The organism is Streptomyces sp. NPDC104831, assembly GCF_055583025.1.
Genome location: NZ_JBVJOT010000023.1, coordinates 68,367 through 89,355, shown reverse-complemented (window position 1 = coordinate 89,355; position 20,989 = coordinate 68,367). Strand labels below are relative to the sequence as shown.

At 73.2% G+C, this 20,989-nt stretch carries 13 protein-coding genes and 1 pseudogene; 10 read left to right on the top strand and 4 right to left on the bottom strand.

What is annotated here, in order from left to right; translation table 11 throughout:
• The first annotated feature begins 88 nt into the window (after positions 1 to 88).
• The 4 genes from trpB to lgt all read left to right on the top strand — a co-directional run bounded on the left by trpB (position 89) and on the right by lgt (position 4,110).
• Complete coding sequence (gene trpB, locus ACZ63H_RS17720; protein WP_469865952.1) at positions 89 to 1,372, top strand: tryptophan synthase subunit beta; 1,284 nt, start codon at positions 89 to 91, stop codon at positions 1,370 to 1,372.
• Positions 1,369 to 2,187: a tryptophan synthase subunit alpha gene (gene trpA, locus ACZ63H_RS17715; protein WP_469865950.1), complete on the top strand. Its 819-nt coding sequence runs from the start codon at positions 1,369 to 1,371 to the stop codon at positions 2,185 to 2,187. The genes trpB and trpA overlap by 4 nt, the downstream gene beginning before the upstream one ends.
• A gap of 102 nt (positions 2,188 to 2,289) precedes the next feature.
• Positions 2,290 to 3,063: a DsbA family protein gene (locus ACZ63H_RS17710; protein ID WP_469865948.1), complete on the top strand. Its 774-nt coding sequence runs from the start codon at positions 2,290 to 2,292 to the stop codon at positions 3,061 to 3,063.
• Between the two features lie 81 nt (positions 3,064 to 3,144).
• Positions 3,145 to 4,110, top strand: a complete 966-nt coding sequence (lgt, locus tag ACZ63H_RS17705) for a prolipoprotein diacylglyceryl transferase (protein ID WP_469865946.1) — start codon at positions 3,145 to 3,147, stop codon at positions 4,108 to 4,110.
• 121 nt (positions 4,111 to 4,231) lie between these two features.
• On the opposite strand, the gene rbsK is transcribed toward lgt, so the two are convergent.
• Together rbsK and ACZ63H_RS17695 are read right to left on the bottom strand one after the other, a co-directional pair.
• Positions 4,232 to 5,125 (bottom strand): ribokinase, encoded by an 894-nt coding sequence (rbsK, locus tag ACZ63H_RS17700; RefSeq protein ID WP_469865944.1) that lies wholly within the window; start codon positions 5,123 to 5,125, stop codon positions 4,232 to 4,234.
• Complete coding sequence (locus tag ACZ63H_RS17695; protein ID WP_469865942.1) at positions 5,122 to 6,480, bottom strand: ADP-ribosylglycohydrolase family protein; 1,359 nt, start codon at positions 6,478 to 6,480, stop codon at positions 5,122 to 5,124. The genes rbsK and ACZ63H_RS17695 overlap by 4 nt, the downstream gene beginning before the upstream one ends.
• A 276-nt stretch (positions 6,481 to 6,756) precedes the next feature.
• On the opposite strand from ACZ63H_RS17695, the gene ACZ63H_RS17690 reads away from it, so the two are divergent.
• From ACZ63H_RS17690 to ACZ63H_RS17680, 3 genes are all read left to right on the top strand, one after another.
• Positions 6,757 to 7,488 carry a VIT1/CCC1 transporter family protein gene (locus tag ACZ63H_RS17690; RefSeq protein WP_467934582.1) on the top strand — a complete coding sequence of 244 codons (732 nt, stop codon included), beginning with the start codon at positions 6,757 to 6,759 and terminating at the stop codon, positions 7,486 to 7,488.
• Between the two features lie 540 nt (positions 7,489 to 8,028).
• The gene (gene gltB, locus ACZ63H_RS17685; RefSeq protein ID WP_469866026.1) at positions 8,029 to 12,540 is read left to right on the top strand and encodes a glutamate synthase large subunit; all 4,512 of its coding nucleotides are present in this window, start codon (positions 8,029 to 8,031) and stop codon (positions 12,538 to 12,540) included.
• A complete protein-coding gene (locus ACZ63H_RS17680) occupies positions 12,533 to 13,996 on the top strand; it encodes a glutamate synthase subunit beta (protein WP_469865940.1) in 1,464 nt (487 codons plus the stop codon). The genes gltB and ACZ63H_RS17680 overlap by 8 nt, the downstream gene beginning before the upstream one ends.
• A 162-nt stretch (positions 13,997 to 14,158) precedes the next feature.
• Here the strand turns inward: ACZ63H_RS17680 and ACZ63H_RS17675 are convergent, their stop codons facing one another.
• Positions 14,159 to 15,040: a hypothetical protein gene (locus tag ACZ63H_RS17675; RefSeq protein WP_469865938.1), complete on the bottom strand. Its 882-nt coding sequence runs from the start codon at positions 15,038 to 15,040 to the stop codon at positions 14,159 to 14,161.
• 64 nt (positions 15,041 to 15,104) lie between these two features.
• Positions 15,105 to 16,859 carry a glycoside hydrolase family 35 protein gene (locus ACZ63H_RS17670; protein ID WP_469865936.1) on the bottom strand — a complete coding sequence of 585 codons (1,755 nt, stop codon included), beginning with the start codon at positions 16,857 to 16,859 and terminating at the stop codon, positions 15,105 to 15,107.
• Between the two features lie 127 nt (positions 16,860 to 16,986).
• Here ACZ63H_RS17670 and ACZ63H_RS17665 point away from each other — a divergent pair.
• From ACZ63H_RS17665 to pepN, 3 genes and pseudogenes are all read left to right on the top strand, one after another.
• A pseudogene (locus ACZ63H_RS17665) lies at positions 16,987 to 17,859 on the top strand (helix-turn-helix domain-containing protein); the annotation flags it as partial.
• A gap of 51 nt (positions 17,860 to 17,910) precedes the next feature.
• Positions 17,911 to 18,273, top strand: a complete 363-nt coding sequence (locus ACZ63H_RS17660; protein ID WP_469866024.1) for a chorismate mutase — start codon at positions 17,911 to 17,913, stop codon at positions 18,271 to 18,273.
• A gap of 114 nt (positions 18,274 to 18,387) precedes the next feature.
• The gene (pepN, locus tag ACZ63H_RS17655; protein ID WP_469865934.1) at positions 18,388 to 20,880 is read left to right on the top strand and encodes an aminopeptidase N; all 2,493 of its coding nucleotides are present in this window, start codon (positions 18,388 to 18,390) and stop codon (positions 20,878 to 20,880) included.
• Positions 20,881 to 20,989 lie beyond the last annotated feature (109 nt).

The following is a 20,989-nucleotide window of genomic DNA, read 5'->3' as shown; positions in this document are numbered from 1 at the left end:
ACACGCCACGCACGGCACGCAGCCGGCAGACGACCCGAGCCCCCACGGCGATCAGTTTTTCCCACGAAACTCACCGTGAGGTATCCGCATGCCCAGCGAGTTCTTCATCCCCGACCCGGACGGTCAGGTCCCCACGCCCGAAGGCTACTTCGGCGCGTTCGGCGGCAAGTTCATCCCGGAGGCCCTCGTCGCCGCCGTGGACGAGGTCGCCGTCGAGTACGACAAGGCCAAGCAGGATCCCGAGTTCGCCCGCGAACTCGACGACCTGCTGGTCCACTACACCGGCCGCCCGTCGGCGCTCACCGAGGTCCCCCGCTTCGCCGAACACGCCGGCGGCGCCCGCGTGTTCCTCAAGCGCGAGGACCTCAACCACACCGGCTCCCACAAGATCAACAACGTGCTCGGCCAGGCCCTGCTCACCAAGCGCATGGGCAAGACCCGGGTCATCGCCGAGACCGGAGCCGGCCAGCACGGCGTCGCCACGGCCACCGCCTGTGCGCTGTTCGGCCTGGACTGCACCATCTACATGGGCGAGGTCGACACCCGGCGGCAGGCCCTGAACGTGGCCCGGATGCGCATGCTCGGCGCCGAGGTCGTCGCCGTGAAGTCCGGCAGCCGCACCCTGAAGGACGCCATCAACGAGGCGTTCCGGGACTGGGTCGCCAACGTCGACCACACCCACTACCTGTTCGGCACGGTCGCCGGCCCGCACCCCTTCCCGGCCATGGTCCGCGACTTCCACCGGGTCATCGGCGTCGAGGCCCGCCGCCAGCTGCTGGAGCGCGCCGGGCGCCTCCCGGACGCGGCCGTCGCCTGCGTCGGCGGCGGCTCCAACGCCATCGGCCTCTTCCACGCCTTCATCCCCGACGAGGGCGTCCGCCTGATCGGCTGCGAGCCGGCCGGGCACGGCGTCGAGACCGGCGAGCACGCGGCCACCCTCACCGCCGGCGAGCCCGGCATCCTGCACGGCTCCCGCTCCTACGTCCTCCAGGACGACGAGGGCCAGATCACCGAGCCGTACTCCATCTCGGCCGGCCTGGACTACCCGGGCATCGGCCCGGAGCACTCCTACCTGAAGGACTCCGGCCGCGGCGAGTACCGCGCCGTCACCGACGACGCGGCGATGCGGGCACTGCGCCTGCTGTCGCGCACCGAGGGCATCATCCCGGCCATCGAGAGCGCCCACGCCCTGGCCGGCGCCCTGGAGGTCGGCCGGGAACTGGGCCCGGACGGCCTGATCGTCGTCAACCTGTCCGGCCGCGGCGACAAGGACATGGACACCGCCGCGCGCTACTTCGGCCTGTACGACACCGACGCCGAGGTCGCGGCCGACGCCGCCGACACCGCCGAGATCGAGGGGGACGCCAAGTGAGCGGGAACATCCAGCTGCTGTCGGACACCCTCGCGGGCGCCCGGGCCGAGGGCCGCTCCGCGCTCATCGCCTACCTCCCGGCCGGGTTCCCGACCGTGGACGGCGGCATCGACGCGATCAAGGCCGTCCTGGAAGGCGGCGCGGACGTGGTCGAGGTCGGTCTGCCGCACAGCGACCCGGTCCTGGACGGCCCGGTCATCCAGACCGCGGACGACATCGCCCTGCGCGGCGGCGTGCGGATCGCCGACGTCATGCGCACGGTCCGCGAGGCGCACCGCGCCACCGGGAAGCCGATCCTGGTCATGACCTACTGGAACCCCATCGACCGCTACGGCGTCGAGCGCTTCACCGCCGAGCTGGCCGAGGCGGGCGGCGCCGGCTGCATCCTGCCCGACCTGCCGGTGCAGGAGTCGGCGCTCTGGCGCGAGCACGCCGAGAAGCACGGCCTGGCGACGATCTTCGTCGTGGCGCCGAGCAGCAAGGACACGCGGCTCGCCGAGATCACCGCGGCGGGCAGCGGCTTCGTCTACGCCGCCTCCCTCATGGGCGTCACCGGCACCCGCGAGTCCGTCGGCGAGCAGGCCCAGGACCTGGTCCGGCGCACCCGCGCGACCGGCACCGGCCTGCCCGTCTGCGTCGGCCTCGGCGTCTCCAACCGGGCCCAGGCCGCCGAGGTCGCCGGCTTCGCCGACGGTGTGATCGTCGGCTCGGCGTTCGTGAAGCGGATGCTGGACGCGCCCGACCCCGCCTCCGGTCTCGCGGCGGTCCGCGAGCTGGCCGGGGACCTGGCGAAGGGCGTGCGCGGACAGGCGTGACGGACGGGCACGCGGTGTGCTGTACCGCGTGATCCGATCACTCGAACGGGTGGACCTCGGACCGGGGAGGCGCGCTGCGCCTCCCCGGTTCGTTCTGGGGGTGTGAGCGAGAAGAACCGTGACGGAAAGCGCACCGCCCGGGAGCGGCTGGCGGTCGAGCGCGAGAAGCAGAGGGCCGCGGACAAGCGACGGCGGGCGCTGATCGTGGGCGCGAGCGTCGTCTGCGTCCTGGGCCTGGCGGCGGTGATCGGCGTCGTCGCCGCGAACGCCGGCAAGGACAAGGGCTCCGACGCGGGCCCGGCCGTGGCCCCCTCGGGCGCGCAGGGCAAGGACAGCCTCGCCATCCCGGTCGGCGAGGACGGCGCCAAGTCGACGCTCACCGTCTGGGAGGACTTCCGCTGCCCGGCCTGCCAGGCCTTCGAGGTGGCGTACCGGCCGACGCTGCACGAACTCGCCGACGCCGGCAAGCTCAGGGTCGAGTACCACCTGGTCCGGCTGATCGACGGCAACCTCGGCGGCACCGGTTCGCTGCGCGCCGCCAACGCCGCGGCCTGCGCCCAGGACGCCGGAAAGTTCCGCGACTACCACGACGTGCTGTTCGCCGGCCAGCCCAAGGAGACCGACGACGCCTTCGCGGACAACGACACGCTGATCCGGCTGGCCGGCAAGGTGAAGGGCCTGGACACGCCCGCCTTCCGCGCGTGCGTGAAGAACGGCACGCACGACGGCTGGGTGGACAAGTCCCACCAGGCGTTCAAGTCCGGCGGCTTCGGCGGCACGCCGACCGTGCTGCTCGGCGACAAGAACATCTACCAGGACCGCGCGATGACCCCGGCCAAGCTCAAGCAGATGGTGGAGGCGGCCGACCGGGGCTGAGCGTTTCACCCGCCCTGTTATGGACCCGTAGCCGGGCTGCTTGCCGTCCCCACGGCCCGGCACGGTAGCGTCGGACCTGCCATGAACCTTGCCTACATCCCCAGCCCGTCGCACGGGGTGCTGTACCTCGGCCCCATCCCGCTGCGCGGCTACGCCATCTGCATCATCATCGGCGTCTTCGTTGCCGTCTGGTTCGGCAACAAGCGCTGGATCGCCCGCGGCGGGCAGTCCGGCACGGTCGCCGACATCGCCGTCTGGGCCGTGCCGTTCGGCCTGGTCGGCGGCCGGCTCTACCACGTGATCACGGACTACGAGCTGTACTTCAGCGAGGGCCGTGACTGGGTGGACGCCTTCAAGGTGTGGGAGGGCGGCCTGGGCATCTGGGGCGCCATCGCGCTCGGCGCGCTCGGCGCGTGGATCGGCGCGCGGCGCCGGGGCGTCCCGATGCCCGCCTACGCCGACGCCGTGGCACCCGGCATCGCGTTCGCGCAGGCCATCGGCCGCTGGGGCAACTGGTTCAACCAGGAACTGTACGGCCGGGAGACCCACGTCCCCTGGGCGCTGCACATCACCTCCGCCGAGGGCGGCCGGGTGCCGGGGTACTACCACCCGACGTTCCTCTACGAATCCCTGTGGTGCGTCGGTGTCGGCCTGCTGGTGATCTGGGCGGACCGCCGCTTCAAGCTGGGGCACGGCCGGGCGTTCGCCCTGTACGTCGCCGCGTACTGCGCGGGCCGCGCCTGGATCGAGTACCTGCGCGTGGACGACGCCCACCACATCCTGGGCATCCGCCTCAACGTCTGGACCGCCCTGATTGTCTTCCTGCTGGCGGTGGTGTACATCGTGGTGTCGGGGACGAAGCGGCCGGGCCGGGAGGCCGTGGTCGAACCCGCGGTCGCCTCCGCAGGTCCGGCCGGGGAGACGGACGCGGTCGCCGAGGGCGAGGAGAAGAAGCCCCGGGACGCCGAGGAGTCGCCGGAGAAGCCGTCCGGGGAGTCGCCGGAGAAGTCGCCGAAGGACGAGGCGGAGTCGGCCAAGAAGGTCTGACCCGCCGGTTCCACGACGCCGAGGGCGCCCGGAGTGTTCCGGGCGCCCTCGGCGTGTTCGGGGCAGGGGGCACTCCGTCGTGGGGGCCGGTCCGGTCGTCGCACCGCCGGCGGGCGGGTGTTCAGGTGCCGTAGCGGGCCTCGATCTCCGGGCGGTACGGCATCGACGCGGACGCTCCCTGCCGCTCGACGGAGATCGAGGCCGCGGCGGCGGCCCAGGTCAGGGCCTCGCGTACCGGTTTCTCCTCGGCGAGGGCCACGGCGAGCGTGCCGACGAAGGTGTCGCCCGCCCCGGTGGAGTCGACGGCGCTCACCCGGGGCGCGGGGACCACGAGCGGCTCGGTGCCCCGGGCCAGGTACAGGCAGCCCGTCGCGCCCAGGGTGACGACGACCTCCGGCACCCGCTCCAGCAGGGCCGCCGCCGCCTCGCGCGGGCCGGTGCGGCCGGTCAGGGTGAGCGCCTCGTACTCGTTCGGCACCAGCAGGTCGACGGCGCGCAGCAGTTCGGGCGGCAGCGGCCGGACCGGGGACGGGGTGAGCACCGTGCGGACGCCGTGCCGGCGGGCGGCCTGCGCGCCCGCGACGACCGCCGCGAGCGGGATCTCCAGTTGCAGCAGCAGCGCGTCGGCGGTGGCGATCACCCCCTCGTCGCCGGGGGAGAGGTGGTCGACGGTGCCGTTGGCGCCGGGGATGACGACGATCGCGTTGCCGCCCTCGGCGTCCACCACGATGTGCGCGGTGCCGGAGGGACCCTCCACCGTGCGCAGGAAGTCGGTGTCCACCCCGGAGTGTTCGAGGGTGTCGCGCAGCCGGGCGCCGTGGGCGTCGGTGCCCACCGCGCCGATCATCGAGACGGTCGCGCCGGCGCGGGCCGCGGCGATGGCCTGGTTGGCGCCCTTGCCGCCGGGCACCGTGCGCAGTTCCCGCCCGGTCACGGTCTCCCCGCGCCGCGGTGCCCGGTCGACATAGGTGACGAGGTCCATGTTGGTGCTGCCGAGGACCGCGATATGGGTCATGAGCGGGTCGCCTCCAGACGGGTGAGGTGGGCGAGGGTGTCGAAGCCGGTGCCGTCGAACTCGGCGAGGGCGCTGGCGAGCCGGTTCTTCAGCGGGGCCCGCCAGCGGTCGGGGAGCGCGCCGGGGGCACCGGCGAGCAGCCCGGCGACGCTGCCGGCCGTCGCGCCGGCGGAGCCCGTGCCCCAGCCGCCGGAGACGGCACGGCAGACGGAGCCGGAGAAGTCGCCGTCGGCGTGGGTGAGCGCGGCGGCGATCAGCGCGGTGGCGGGGACGGCGTGGGCCCGGTGGTGGGTGGCGGCGTAGCGGGCGTGGAGCGCGTCCACGACGTCCTCGAAGTCCGTGCTGCGGCGGGCCAGCGCGACGGCGTGGTCGACGGCCGACGCCAGCCGGGAGCGGGGCGGCACCACCGCGCGGCCGGCCCGCAGACAGGCGTGGACGTCGTGGGTGCCGGGGGCGGCGGTGGCGATGACGGCGGCGGTGAACATCGCCGCGTAGACGCCGTTGGCGGTGTGGCTGAGGACCGCGTCCCGGTGCGCCTGTTCGGCGGCGGCGGCCGGGTCGCCGGGGTTGGTCCAGCCGTGCGCGTCGGCGCGGACCAGCGCGCCGGTCCACTCGCGGAACGGGTTGCGGTGGCGGGCGGTGTGCGGGGGCTCGACGCCGCAGAGCAGATTGCGGTAGGCGAGGCGCTCGGCGGCGCGGGTGCGGCCGGGCGGGAGCGCGTCGAGCCAGAGCCGGGCCACGTCGTCGGTGGAGAAGCGGCGTCCGTGGCGCCGCAGCAGCAGGAGGTTGAGGAGCAGGTGGTCGAGCTCGGCGTCCTCGGGCATGCCGTCGATGTTCTCGGCGAGGCAGGCGGCGGAGCGGGGGTCCCAGGGGTGGGCGGCGAGCAGTTCGGCGGGGACGCCCCTGGCGGTGAAGTAGCCGGTGAGCGGCCGGTTTCCGGCCGCCTCGGCGAGGGCGCGGACGCCGTCGGGGGGGAGCTGCCCGACGGGTCTGCCGAGGAGGCGGCCGGCGGCCCGGCCGAGCCAGGCGGCTTCGAGGGCGCGCGGATCCGGCGCGGTGGCGGGCCGGCGCGCGGGCCAGTCGGGGCACAGGGACTTGACGCGGGCCAGGTCGGTCGGCTCGTCCTCGGCGTACCGGCCGGGCAGGTCGGCGAGTTCGTCGAGCAGGTCCGCCGCCAGCAGACGCAGATAGCGGGAGGCGCCGGGCGCAGAGGCGCCCGCCCGCCCCGGCGCCTGCGGGCCGCCGGCCGCCCGCCAGCGCGCCTCGACCGCCTTGGGCTCGCGCCCGTCCAGCCGGGCCTGGCGCAGTTCGTGGCCGAGCAGGTCCTCCGGCTGGACCCAGGTCAGACGGAGCACGGGCGGCCTCCGAACGCGGTGCCCGCCCGTCCGTGCGCGCGGTGGCCATTGCTTTGTTCCGCTGTGGGTGTCATGCCCCGAATCATCCAGCCTGGGGCGGGTCGCACGGGCCTGTTTGCGGATGTGTCCCACGGGAGGGTGCCGACCTGCCCCGGGGTCTCGCTTAGCACAGCCTTTCCTTGCTGGCGAGGGGTCGCGCGAAGGCGTAGGTTTGGATCTGTCGAAAAGTAGAACTCGTCCAAAGTTAGCTTTGGCTAAGCTTTCCTGGGGGCCCGCATGGCGATCATCGAAACCGAGGCCGCGCTGCACGAAGCGCACCGCGACAACCACACCCACCGCGACGTCAGCGGGGGATGGCTGCGGCCCGCCGTCTTCGGCGCCATGGACGGCCTGGTCTCCAACCTCGCCCTGATGACCGGCGTGGCCGGCGGCTCCGTGAGCCCGCACACCATTGTCATCACCGGCCTCGCCGGTCTCGCGGCCGGTGCCTTCTCCATGGCGGCCGGCGAGTACACCTCCGTGGCCTCCCAGCGCGAGCTGGTCGAGGCCGAGCTGGACGTCGAGCGCCGTGAGCTGCGCAGGCACCCGCAGGACGAGGAGGCGGAACTGGCCGCGTTGTACGTCGCCCGCGGGGTCGAGCCGGACCTGGCCCGGCAGGTCGCCCGGCAGCTGTCCCGGGATCCCGAGCAGGCCCTGGAGATCCACGCCCGCGAGGAGCTCGGCATCGATCCCGGCGACCTTCCCTCCCCGCTGGTCGCCGCCGTGTCCTCGTTCGGGTCCTTCGCCCTCGGCGCCCTGCTGCCCGTCCTGCCGTTCCTGCTCGGCGCGACCGCGCTGTGGCCCGCCGTGCTGCTCGCCCTCGCCGGGCTCTTCGCCTGCGGTGCCGTCGTGGCCAAGGTGACCGCGCGGGCCTGGTGGTTCAGCGGACTGCGGCAGCTCGCGCTGGGCGGTGCGGCGGCCGGTGTGACGTACGCCCTGGGCAACCTGTTCGGTACGGCCGTAGGATAGGCCGACCGGTACTTATGCGATGGGCCGCATAGGTACCCGTTACTCCCTGGTTTCGACTGCTTTGCCACGGGGCATGAGCCGTAAGCGCTGTGGGCAATGACGCCTGCCGCGCCCCCGCGGGGCGGGCGATGAAGCCCTCCCCGGCCCCCCTCGGGCCGCCGGACGCCGATCCGACCGATCCTGTCCGTCGCGGTCCCCCCACGACGTCGCCGTCACCGCACGGCACCGCCGTCCTCGTACGGCACCGCGCCGTCACCGCACGGCATGCGCCGCCCTCGCGCGGCACCCTCCGCCGCCACCGCGGCGTCCGCATGCTGGAACGGAGTATCCGGTTCCCGGGAACCGCTCCATCATGTAACCTGCACGAAATTTTGATCTCACCGAAGATCTCACGCAGAGGGCCAACGTCGTCCCTCGGCACCTGCCACATGCCACATGACGACGACGGGAGAGCCGATGCGTACGCCGCGCCAGCCGTCCCAGCACTCCACGAACGGCCGAAACTGGTCGTTCATGGATGCTCGCCCTGCTGCGCAGGGTATGTACGACCCCCGCAACGAACACGACGCGTGCGGCGTCGGTTTCGTCGCCACTCTTACCGGCGAGGCCTCCCACACCCTGGTCGAGCAGGCGCTCACCGTCCTGCGCAACCTGGAGCACCGCGGCGCCACCGGCTCCGAGCCGGACTCCGGCGACGGTGCGGGCATCCTCTCCCAGGTGCCGGACGCCTTCCTCCGTGATGTGGCCGGATTCGACCTTCCCGCCGCCGGTTCCTACGCGGTAGGCATCGCCTTCCTGCCGGAGGAGGGAACCGAGGACGCCGTCTCACAGATCGAGACGATCGCCGCCGAGGAGGGCCTGACGGTCCTCGGCTGGCGCGTGGTCCCGGTCGCCCCCGAGCTGCTGGGCGCCACCGCCCGCTCCACCATGCCGGTGTTCCGCCAGGTCTTCGTGACCGACCGGGCCAGCGAGGGCATCGCCCTGGACCGCAGGGCGTTCGTGCTGCGCAAGCGCGCCGAGCGCGAGGCCGGGGTGTACTTCCCCTCCCTGTCGGCGCGGACCATCGTCTACAAGGGCATGCTGACCACCGGCCAGCTCGAACCCTTCTTCCCGGACCTGTCCGACCGCCGCTTCGCCTCCGCGATCGCGCTCGTGCACTCCCGGTTCTCCACGAACACCTTCCCGTCGTGGCCGCTCGCGCACCCGTACCGGTTCGTCGCGCACAACGGCGAGATCAACACGGTCAAGGGCAACCGCAACTGGATGGTGGCCCGCGAGTCCCAGCTGGTCTCCGACCTGTTCGGCCCGCAGGAGAAGCTGGACCGCCTCTTCCCGGTCTGCACCCCGGACGCCTCCGACTCCGCCTCCTTCGACGAGGTCCTGGAGCTGCTGCACCTGGGCGGCCGTTCGCTGCCGCACTCCGTGCTGATGATGATCCCGGAGGCGTGGGAGAACCACGCCTCCATGGACCCGGCCCGGCGCGCGTTCTACCAGTACCACTCCACGATGATGGAGCCCTGGGACGGCCCCGCCTGCGTCACCTTCACCGACGGCACCCAGGTCGGCGCCGTGCTCGACCGCAACGGCCTGCGCCCCGGCCGCTACTGGGTCACCGACGACGGCCTCGTCGTCCTCGGCTCCGAGGTCGGCGTCCTCGACATCGACCAGGCCAAGGTCGTCCGCAAGGGCCGCCTCCAGCCCGGCCGGATGTTCCTCGTCGACACCGCCGAGCACCGCATCATCGAGGACGACGAGATCAAGGCGTCCCTCGCGGCCGAGAAGCCCTACGTCGAATGGCTGGAGGCCGGCGAGATCGAGCTGAGCGACCTGCCCGAGCGCGAGCACATCGTCCACACCCACGCCTCGGTCACCCGCCGCCAGCAGACCTTCGGCTACACCGAGGAAGAGCTGCGCGTCATCCTCGCGCCGATGGCCCGCACCGCCGCCGAGCCGATCGGCTCCATGGGCACGGACTCCCCGATCGCCGCCCTGTCCGAGCGCCCGCGGCTGCTCTTCGACTACTTCACCCAGCTGTTCGCGCAGGTCACCAACCCGCCGCTGGACGCGATCCGCGAGGAGCTGGTCACCTCCCTGCGCAGCTCGCTCGGCCCGCAGGGCAACCTGCTGGAGCCGACCGCCGCCTCCTGCCGGTCCGTCGTGCTGCCCTTCCCGGTGATCGACAACGACGAGCTGGCCAAGCTCATCCACATCAACGCCGACGGCGACATGCCCGGCTTCAAGGCCGCCACGCTCTCCGGTCTGTACCGGGTCTCCGGCGGCGGCGACGCCCTGGCCGCCCGCATCGAGGAGATCTGCGCCGAGGCCGACGCCGCCATCGAGAACGGCGCCCGGCTGATCGTCCTGTCCGACCGCCACTCCGACGCCGAGCACGCGCCGATCCCGTCGCTGCTGCTCACCGCGGCCGTCCACCACCACCTCATCCGCACCAAGCAGCGCACCCACGTGGGCCTGCTGGTCGAGGCCGGCGACGTCCGCGAGGTCCACCACGTCGCCCTGCTCATCGGCTACGGCGCCGCCGCCGTCAACCCGTACCTGGCGATGGAGTCGGTGGAGGACCTGCTGCGCGCGGGGACCTTCCTGAACGGCATCGAGCCCGAGCAGGCCATCAAGAACCTGATCTACGCCCTCGGCAAGGGCGTGCTGAAGGTCATGTCCAAGATGGGCATCTCCACCGTCGCCTCCTACCGCGGCGCCCAGGTCTTCGAGGCCGTCGGCCTGGACGAGGGCTTCGTGGCGAAGTACTTCAACGGCACCGCCACCAAGATCGGCGGAGTCGGCATCGACGTCATCGCCGAGGAGGTCGCCGCCCGCCACGCCAAGGCCTACCCGGCCTCCGGCATCGCCCCGGCGCACCGCGCGCTGGACATCGGCGGCGAGTACCAGTGGCGCCGCGAGGGCGAGCCGCACCTGTTCGACCCGGACACGGTCTTCCGCCTCCAGCACTCCACGCGGACCGGCCGCTACGACATCTTCAAGAAGTACACCTCCCGGGTGAACGAGCAGTCCGAGCGCCTGATGACGCTGCGCGGCCTGTTCGGCTTCAAGTCCGACCGCGAGCCGATCCCGGTCGACGAGGTCGAGCCGGTGAGCGAGATCGTCAAGCGGTTCTCCACCGGCGCCATGTCGTACGGCTCCATCTCCAAGGAGGCGCACGAGACCCTCGCCATCGCCATGAACCAGCTGGGCGGCAAGTCCAACACCGGTGAGGGCGGCGAGGACCCCGAGCGCCTGTACGACCCCGCGCGGCGCAGCGCCATCAAGCAGGTCGCCTCCGGCCGCTTCGGCGTGACCTCCGAGTACCTGGTCAACGCGGACGACATCCAGATCAAGATGGCCCAGGGCGCCAAGCCCGGCGAGGGCGGCCAGCTGCCCGGCCACAAGGTCTACCCGTGGGTCGCGAAGACCCGGCACTCCACGCCGGGCGTCGGCCTGATCTCCCCGCCGCCGCACCACGACATCTACTCCATCGAGGACCTGGCCCAGCTGATCCACGACCTGAAGAACGCGAACCCGCGGGCGCGGGTCCACGTGAAGCTGGTCTCCGAGGTCGGCGTCGGCACGGTCGCGGCCGGTGTGTCCAAGGCGCACGCGGACGTGGTGCTGATCTCCGGCCACGACGGCGGCACCGGCGCCTCCCCGCTGACCTCCCTCAAGCACGCGGGCGGCCCCTGGGAGCTGGGCCTGGCCGAGACCCAGCAGACGCTGCTGCTGAACGGGCTGCGCGACCGGATCGTCGTCCAGACCGACGGCCAGCTGAAGACCGGCCGGGACGTGGTCATCGCCGCGCTCCTCGGCGCCGAGGAGTTCGGTTTCGCGACCGCCCCGCTCGTCGTCTCCGGCTGCGTGATGATGCGCGTGTGCCACCTGGACACCTGCCCGGTCGGCATCGCCACCCAGAACCCGGTGCTGCGCGACCGCTTCGCCGGCAAGGCCGAGTACGTGGTGAACTTCTTCAAGTTCATCGCCGAGGAGGTCCGCGAGCTGCTGGCCGAGCTGGGCTTCCGCTCCATCGAGGAGGCCGTCGGCCACGCCGAGGTGCTGGACGTCGAGCGCGCGGTCGGCCACTGGAAGGCGCAGGGCCTGGACCTGGAGCCGCTGTTCCACGTGCCGGACCTGCCCGAGGGCGCCGTCCGCCACCAGATCGCCGCCCAGGACCACGGCCTGGAGAAGGCCCTGGACAACGAGCTGATCAAGCTCGCCGCCGACGCCCTGGCCGCGGACGACGCGACCGAGGCCCAGCCGGTGCGAGCCCAGGTCGCCATCCGCAACATCAACCGCACGGTCGGCACCATGCTCGGCCACGAGGTGACGAAGAAGTTCGGCGGGGCGGGCCTGCCCGACGACACCATCGACATCACCTTCACCGGCTCCGCCGGCCAGTCCTTCGGCGCGTTCCTGCCGCGCGGCATCACGCTGCGCCTGGAGGGCGACGCCAACGACTACGTCGGCAAGGGCCTGTCCGGCGGCCGGATCGTCGTCCGCCCGGACCGGGCCGCCGACCACCTCGCCGAGTACTCGACCATCGCGGGCAACACCATCGCCTACGGCGCCACCGGCGGCGAGCTGTTCCTGCGCGGCCGTACCGGTGAGCGGTTCTGCGTGCGCAACTCCGGCGCGCTGGTCGTCTCCGAGGGCGTGGGCGACCACGGCTGCGAGTACATGACCGGCGGTCACGCGGTCGTCCTCGGCCCGACCGGCCGCAACTTCGCGGCGGGCATGTCCGGCGGCATCGCCTACGTCGTCGACCTCGACCGCGACCACGTCAACGCCGGCAACGCCGGTTCGGTCGAGGCGCTGGACGAGACGGACAAGCAGTGGCTGCACGACGTGGTGCGCCGCCACGCCGAGGAGACCGGCTCGACCGTCGCCGCGAAGCTGCTGGCCGACTGGGACACGGCCGTGGAGCGCTTCAGCAAGATCATCCCCAGCACGTACAAGGCAGTGCTCGCCGCCAAGGACGCCGCCGAGCGAGCCGGTCTCTCCCAGACCGAGATCACCGAGAAGATGATGGAGGCGGCGATCAATGGCTGACCCGAAGGGCTTCCTGAACCACGGCCGTGAGGTCGCCAAGACCCGCCCCGTCGCCGAGCGGGTCAAGGACTGGAACGAGGTCTACGTCCCCGGCTCCCTGCTGCCGATCATCAGCAAGCAGGCCGGCCGCTGCATGGACTGCGGCATCCCGTTCTGCCACAACGGCTGTCCGCTGGGGAACCTGATCCCCGAGTGGAACGACTACGCCTACCGCGAGGACTGGGGCGCCGCCTCCGAGCGGCTGCACGCGACCAACAACTTCCCGGAGTTCACCGGCCGGCTCTGCCCGGCCCCGTGCGAGTCGGCGTGCGTGCTGGGCATCAACCAGCCGCCGGTCACCATCAAGAACGTCGAGGTCTCGATCATCGACAAGGCGTGGGAGACCGGGGACGTCGCCCCGCAGATCCCCGAGCGCCTGTCCGGCAAGACGGTCGCGGTCATCGGCTCGGGCCCGGCCGGACTGGCCGCCGCCCAGCAGCTGACCCGGGCCGGCCACACGGTCGCCGTCTACGAGCGCGCCGACCGCGTCGGCGGCCTGCTGCGGTACGGCATCCCCGAGTTCAAGATGGAGAAGCGACACATCAACCGCCGCATCGAGCAGATGCGCGCGGAGGGCACCCGCTTCCGCACCGGTGTGGAGATCGGCCGCGACATCAAGGCGACCGACCTGAAGAAGCGGTACGACGCGATCGTGATCGCCGCCGGCGCCACGACCGCCCGTGACCTTCCCGTCCCCGGCCGGGAGCTGAAGGGCGTCTACCAGGCCATGGAGTACCTGCCCCTGGCCAACAAGGTGCAGGAGGGCGACTACGTGGCGGCGCCCGTCTCGGCCGAGGGCAAGCACGTCGTCGTCATCGGCGGCGGCGACACCGGCGCGGACTGCGTCGGGACCGCCCACCGGCAGGGCGCGGCCTCCGTCACCCAGCTGGAGATCATGCCCCGCCCGAACGACGAGCGGCACCCGGTGGACCAGCCCTGGCCCACCTTCCCGATGCTCTACAAGGTCACCTCGGCCCACGAGGAGGGCGGCGAGCGGGTCTACTCCGTCTCCACCACCCACTTCGAGGGCGACGAGGACGGCAACGTCCAGTGGCTGCACCTCACCGAGGTGGAGTTCGTCGACGGCAAGCTGACCGCGAAGCCCGGCACCGAGCGGAAGATCCCGGCCCAGCTGGTCACCCTCGCCATGGGCTTCACCGGCACCGACCGGGAGAACGGCCTGGTCGAGCAGTTTGGTCTGGACCTCGACGCACGGGGTAACATCGCCCGCGACGCCGACTTCCAGACCAACGTGCCGGGTGTGTTCGTCGCCGGTGACGCCGGCCGCGGCCAGTCCCTGATCGTCTGGGCGATCGCGGAGGGCCGCTCGGCCGCCCGCGGAGTCGACCGCTACCTGACCGGGGCCAGCGACCTGCCGGCCCCGATCCGCCCGACGGACCGCGCCCTGGCGGTCTGACGCGCGACCCACCGGACCCGAGGTCCGCAACAGACGTTACGTACAAAGGCGTACGGAACACAGACGGCGCCTGCCCGCCTGTCCCCGACCGGACACTGGGCAGGCGTCGTTGCACGTCCGCCTCCCGGGGGCTCTTCAGCGCGGCCCGCCCGGGGGCCGGGGCTACGTGTCGCACTCCAGTACGGTCCGGCACAGCCCGCACCGGGCCCGTACCCGCCCCCGCACCGGCACCCGGATCCGCTGGTGGCAGGTGGGGCAGGGGAAGGAGACCCGCAGCCCGCCGGCGGGGTCGGCGGCGAAGGCGTACGGGGTGGCCGGCGGGCCGGCGCCGGCGTGCCGGCGGTCGTGGGCGTAGCGGCGGCGGCCAGCCCAGCCGGCGGCGGCCAGCGGCGGCTGCCGCCCGTCCTGGCGGGCCCGGTCCCTGCCCCTGGCGTAGGCGGTGAAGGCCTGCGGGCTGGTGAACCACGGCGACGGGTCCTCGCCGAACAGCAGCGCCCGCTTGGCCAGGACGTACCCGAACTCCTCCGGGGTGAGATAGCCGAGTTTCCGGGAGGAGACCGCGTCCTCCCGGTAGGCGTCCAGCAGCAGCCAGCCCGCGCCCAGGTACGTCGTCGCCGTGTCCGTCAGGATCTCGTTCTCCGCCGTCGTGGGGAAGGCGAGACCCAGGCGGTGCAGATAGACGTGCGCCACCTCGTGGGCGAGGGCCGCGCCGATGTCGGCGCGGTGGGTGCGGAACCGGTCGTTCAGCTCCACGAAGTACTCCGGGCCCGCCGTCAGTTCGACGTTCGCCGCGTGGGTCATCTCCCGGAAGCCGACGATCAGCCGCGCGTCCGGCAGCCGGAAGTGCCGCACGATCTCCCGGGCCACCCGCTGCGCGCCCAGATGCAGGTCGTCGGTGTCGCCGAACGCCACGTCGGCGGGGGCCACGCTGAGAGGGAACGTCTCGATGGTGTCGCGCGACAGCCGCCGGTACAGCGCGGTGACGGCGGCCCGCACCGTCTCCAGATGCGGGTAGCCGTGCTCGACCGGTCCGCCATCTCCCACGCCGGCACCCCCTGAAGCCGCCGGAACCCCCCTCCACTGTAGGCGGGCGGAAGCGTGGGCGGTCCTACACCGGCAGCAGGCGCGGAGCCCCCGCGTCCGGATCCCCCGCGTCCAGGTCCAGCACCCACACCTCGTTCTCGCCCTCCCGCAGCACCGGACCGGGCACGTACAGCGACCGCTGCGGGCCCGCCGACCAGTAACGGCCCAGGTTGAAGCCGTTGATCCAGGCGAACCCGCGCGTCCGGCCGGGCAGCTCCAGGCGGGCGTCGCCGGCCCCCCGGACCGTGACCGAGCCCCGGTACAGGCCGGGCGCGTGCCTGCCCGGCGGCGGGCCGAAGGGCACCGCGGCCACGCCGTCGGCGAACGCGTCCAGATCCAGCCCCCGCGCGCGCACCCCGTGCAGGTACTGCCGCTCGTGCAGGACGCCGCCGGTGATGCCCTTCGGCTCGCCCAGCCGGGGCCCGTAGTTCACCCGGCCCAGCGACTCCACCCACAGCTCCACGCGCGCGGGCCCCGCGACCGGCTCCGGCAGCCGCGGCTCCCGTTCCGTGAGCACCCCGGCCCGCTCCCCGTCGACGTACACCACGGCGAGGTCGCGCAGCCCGCGCACGCTCAGCGGGTACGGCCGGCGCGGGCCGGGCACCTCGACCTCGTAGCGGACCAGACCCCGGGTGACCCCCAGCTCCTCGAACGTCGGCGGCACCGGCGTGACCGTCTCCCGGCCGCCCAGCGCCCCGAGGACCGCGGCCGGGGACGCCCAGCCGGTGAGCCCGGCCGCGGCCGGGGCGCCCAGCACGGGGGGCCGCGGCGGCGGCGCGGGCAGCGGAGCCGGCCCGTACCCGGCCAGCACCTCGCGCAGGCGCCACCACTTCTCCGTCGGCCGGCCGTACTCGTCCACCGGCGCGTCGTAGTCGTAGGAGGTCACGTCCGGCTCCAGCGGGCCCCCGTGCAGCGCGCCGCCCCGGTTGGCGCCCGCCCAGCCCCCGAAACTCGTCCCGCCGTGCGCCATGTACAGGTTCACCGACGCCCCGCACTCCAGGATCTCCCGCAGCACCCCGGCGGCCTCGGCCGGATCCCGTACGGCGTGCTCGCCGGCCCAGTGGTCGAACCAGCCGCACCAGAACTCCATGCACATCAGCGGGCCCGTGGCGCGATGGCGGCGCAGCGTGTCGAAGGCCACGCGCGCGTGGGAGCCGAAATTCACCGTGGCGAGCACCCCGGGCAGCGAGCCCCCGGTCAGCATGTGGTCCTCCGGGCCGTCCGAGGTGCACAGCGCGGTGGTGACCCCCTCGGCGCGCAGCAGACCGGCCAGCTCCTCCAGGTAGCCGCCGTCGCTGCCGTAGCTGCCGTACTCGTTCTCCACCTGGACCATGACCACCGGGCCGCCCCGGTCGAGCCCGCGGGGCACGACCTCGCGCAGCAGCCGCCGGAACCAGGCCCGGACGTGGCCCATCCAGCGCTCGTCACGCGTACGCGCGCGCGTGCCCACCTCGCCCGTGAGCCAGGCGGGCAGCCCGCCGTTCTCCCACTCCGCGCAGATGTACGGGCCCGGCCGCACGATCGCCCACATGCCCGCCGCGCCGACCGCGTCCAGGAACCGGCCGACCGCCCCCACGTCCCTGAAGTCCCCCGGCCGCGGCTCGTGCAGGTTCCACGGCACGTACGTCTCCACGCAGTTCAGCCCCATCGCCCGCAGCATGGCCAGCCGGTGCCCCCACTGCGCCTCGTGCACCCGGAAGTAGTGCAGCGCCCCCGACAGCAGCCGCACCGGCCGCCCGTCCAGCAGGAACCCCGTTTCCCCCACCGTCAACCCGCTCAAGCGCCCTCCCCGCCGCGACCCCGTCCGTCCACCCCAGCCTCGCCCCCTACCGGCGCCCGGCGCCATGGACGAAGATCGGCGCTGCTTGGACAAAACCGCGCCGCGCGGCACGCCGGGAGGAGCACCGATGTACCGGACCTGGATGCGGTTCCTCACCCCCGGCCCCGCCCACCACCGCCTCGGCCTGGTCTGCCTCGGCGTCGGCCTCCAGCACGGCGCGCTGCCCACGGTCGGCCCGCGCGCCCTCGACCACCACGTCGCCGTCGTGATCAGCTCCGGCGGCGGCTGGTACCGGGGCGCCGACGGCCGCCGCACGACCGTCACCGCGCCCGCCCTTTTGTGGCTCGCCCCCGGCGTGTCCCACCACTACGCGCCCGACCCGGACACCGGCTGGGACGAGGGCTTCGTGGACTTCACCGGCCCCGCCACCGCCGCCTACCGCGACCTCGGCTACCTCGAACCCGACCGGCCCGTCGTCCCCCTCACCGACGCCACCGGCCCCCGCACCGTCATCGCCCGCATCGCCCGGGCCGCCCGCCCCGGCAACCCCCTCCTCCACGTCGAGACCGGCGCCGCCGTCCACGAACTCCTCGTCGCCCTGCGCCGCGCCCGCGCCGACCTCGCCCCCGACGGCGACCGGGTGCTCACCGCCCTCGCCCGGGACGCCTGCACCCCGATGACCGTCGCCGACCACGCCGCCCGGCACGGCATGACCCCCGCCGAACTGCGCGGCGCCGTCCGCCGGGCCGCCGGCTGCAGCCCCAAGGACTACCTGCTCGGCATCCGCCTCGGCCGGGCCAAGGAACTCCTCGCCGCCACCGAACTGCCCGTCGCCGCCGTCGCCCGCCGCGTCGGCTACGACGACCCCGCCTACTTCTCCCGGCTGTTCACCCGGCGCGTCGGCCTCGCCCCCGTACGCTTCCGCGCCCAGCAGGGCCGGACCGTGCCCGGCGGCTGGAGCGACCGCGTCCCCGACCCCGGCGATCCGCCGCTGATCCAGTCCTCGGACACCCCGTGGACGCACCCGGCACAGCGCATAGGGTTGGCCCCCATGACCACCAGCAACACCGGCCCCGGTGCCACGGACCCCGAGGTCCGCCAGGAACTGGAGCGGCTGCGCGACAGCATCGACAACATCGACGCGGCCGTCGTCCACATGCTCGCCGAGCGCTTCAAGGCCACCCAGCAGGTGGGCCGGCTCAAGGCGGTGCACCAGCTGCCGCCCGCCGACCCGGCCCGCGAGGCCCGGCAGATCGCCCGGCTGCGCCGCCTCGCCGAGAACGCCAAGCTCGACCCCGCCTTCGCCGAGAAATTCCTCAACTTCATCATCGCCGAGGTGATCCGCCACCACGAGCGGATCGCCGAGCACAGCCAGGGCGGACAGCCCGCGCACGACGCCCCGGCGGGCGACTGAGCAGGCGCCGCACCGGGCCACGGGGCGGCGGCCGGGCCGGGCGCGCACGGGAGACGAGGGCGATGTACCCCTCCGCCCTGTGCGCTGCCCGTCCCATCAGGCAGCATGGCCTCCATGTCCGTACTCACGCGCGACGAAGCGCAGCTCCGAGCAGAGATCCTCGACGTCCACCGGTACACGGTCGAACTCGACCTGACCACCGGTGACGAGACCTTCGACTCCCGTACCGCGATCCGGTTCACCGCCCGGTCCGACGGAGACACGTTCGTCGAGCTCAAGCCCGCCGAGCTGCACAGCGCCACGCTCGACGGACAGCCGCTCGACCCGCGGACCCTGACCGAGAACCGGCTGCCGCTGAAGGACCTCGCCGCCGGCGAACACGAGCTGCGCGTCCACGCCGCCATGCGCTACTCCCGCACCGGCGAGGGCATGCACCGCTTCACCGACCCCATCGACGGCGAGACGTACGTCTACACCCAGCTGTTCATGGAGGACGTCCAGCGCGTCTTCACCGCCTTCGACCAGCCCGACCTGAAGGCCGTCTTCGAGGTCCGGGTCAAGGCGCCCGAAGGCTGGACCGTCCTCGCCAACGGCATCACCACCCGCCGCGCCGACGGCGTCTGGCAGGCCGCCCCCACCCCGCTGATCTCCACCTACCTGGTCGCCGTCGCCGCCGGCCCCTGGCACTCGGTGCGCACCGAACACCGCGGCCTGCCCTTCGGCATCCACTGCCGCCGCTCCCTCGCCCCCCACCTCGACACCGACGCCGACGAGATCCTCGACGTCACACGCGCCTGCTTCGACCGCTACCACGAGAAGTTCGAGGAGCCCTACCCCTTCGACTCCTACGACCAGGCGTTCGTCCCCGAGTTCAACGCCGGCGCCATGGAGAACCCGGGACTGGTCACCTTCCGCGACGAGTTCGTCTACCGCTCCGCCGTCACCGACACCGAGCGGCAGACCCGCGCCATGGTCATCGCGCACGAGATGGCCCACATGTGGTTCGGCGACCTCGTCACCCTCAAGTGGTGGGACGACATCTGGCTGAACGAGTCCTTCGCCGAGTACATGGGCTACCAGACCACCGCCGAGGCCACCCGGTTCACCGGCCCCTGGACCGAGTTCGGCGTCACCCGCAAGGCCTGGGGCTACGACGCCGACCAGCGGCCCACCACCCACCCGGTCGCCCCCGACGACGTGCCCGACACGGCCTCCGCCCTGCTCAACTTCGACGGCATCTCCTACGCCAAGGGCGCCTCCGCGCTGCGCCAGCTCGCCGCCTGGCTCGGCGAGAAGGACTTCCTCGCCGGCATCAACACCCACTTCGCCCGGCACAAGTTCGCCAACGCCACCCTCGCCGACTTCATCGACTCCCTCGCCTCGGCCACCGACCGCGACGTCCACGCCTGGGCCGACAGCTGGCTGCGCACCACCGGCGTCGACACCCTCACCCCGGTGATCACCGCCGCCGACGGCACCTGCGCGCTCACCGTCGACCACGCCGGCAGCCGCCCGCACCGCCTCGCCGCCGGCCTGTACGACCACGACATCGCCGACGAGGGCCGCCTCGTGCTGCGCGAGCGCGTCGACCTCGACGTCCCGCGGACCGCCCCGCAGCCCATCGGCAAGCGCCCCGCCCTCGTCCTCCTCAACGACGGCGACATCACCTACGCCAAGATCCGCTTCGACGCCACCTCGGCCGAGACCCTCCGCACCGGCCTGTCCAAACTGCCCGACCCGCTCACCCGCGCGGTCGTCTGGAACGCCCTCCGGGACGCCGTACGCGACGGCGAACTCCCGCCCGCCGCCTACCTGGAGACGGCCCGCGCCCACCTGCCCCGCGAGACCGACCTGGCCGTCGCCCAGGGCGTCCTCGCCTTCGCCGCCGGCCAGCTCGCCGAGCAGTACCTCGCCCCGGCCGACCGGCCGGCCGCCCTGGCCACCCTCACCTCCCTCTGCCGCGACCTGCTGCGCCGCACCGAGGACGGCGACCACCCCGGCCTGCGGCTGATCGCCGTGCGGCACCTGATCGACGTGACCGCACACCCCGAGCCCATCGCCGCCTGGCTCGCCGACGGCACCGTGCCCGGCGGACCGGAACTCGACCAGGAACTGCGCTGGCGCGTCCTCGCCCGGCTCGCCGTCCTCGGCGCCACCGACGAGGCCGCCATCGCCGCCGAACTGGCGGACGACCCGAGCGCCACCGGCCAGGAGGGCGCCGCCCGCTGCCGCGCCGCACTGCCCGACCCGGAGGCCAAGCGCGCCGCCTGGGAGGCGATGTTCGCCGGCGACGACCTGTCCAACTACCTCTTCACCGCCACCGCCCAGGGCTTCTGGCAGCCCGAACAGGCCGAGCTGGTCCGCCCGTACGTACCGCGCTTCTACGCCGACGTGGCCGCCGTCGCCGCCCGCCGCGGCCCCGCCATCGCCGTCGCCGCCGGCCGCTGGTGCTTCCCCGCCCACGCCGTCGACGCCGAGAACCTGCGGCTCGGCGAGGAGTGCCTGCGCGCCGACGACCTCACCCCGGCGCTCCGCCGCACCCTCGCCGACCGCCTGGACGACCTCGCCCGCGCCCTGCGCGTCCGCGGCGTGCGCACGACGCGGTAGGCAGGCGTACGTCCGGCGACGTAGGGCGCGGCTGGTCCCAGCCGACGATGCGGTGGACGGACCGGACTTCCTAGGCTCGGGCGGTCAGCGATCGACCGAGCCCTGGAGG

What these genes read in the sequence shown, in the direction of transcription:
- ACZ63H_RS17690 (WP_467934582.1), top strand. Translation starts at nt 6,757, where the DNA reads ATGGCGATCATCGAAACCGAGGCCGCGCTGCACGAAGCGCACCGCGAC.
- gltB (WP_469866026.1), top strand. Translation starts at nt 8,029, where the DNA reads ATGTACGACCCCCGCAACGAACACGACGCGTGCGGCGTCGGTTTCGTC.
- pepN (WP_469865934.1), top strand. Translation starts at nt 18,388, where the DNA reads ATGTCCGTACTCACGCGCGACGAAGCGCAGCTCCGAGCAGAGATCCTC.
- ACZ63H_RS17680 (WP_469865940.1), top strand. Translation starts at nt 12,533, where the DNA reads ATGGCTGACCCGAAGGGCTTCCTGAACCACGGCCGTGAGGTCGCCAAG.
- ACZ63H_RS17660 (WP_469866024.1), top strand. Translation starts at nt 17,911, where the DNA reads ATGACCACCAGCAACACCGGCCCCGGTGCCACGGACCCCGAGGTCCGC.
- lgt (WP_469865946.1), top strand. Translation starts at nt 3,145, where the DNA reads ATGAACCTTGCCTACATCCCCAGCCCGTCGCACGGGGTGCTGTACCTC.
- trpB (WP_469865952.1), top strand. Translation starts at nt 89, where the DNA reads ATGCCCAGCGAGTTCTTCATCCCCGACCCGGACGGTCAGGTCCCCACG.
- rbsK (WP_469865944.1), bottom strand. Translation starts at nt 5,125, where the DNA reads ATGACCCATATCGCGGTCCTCGGCAGCACCAACATGGACCTCGTCACC.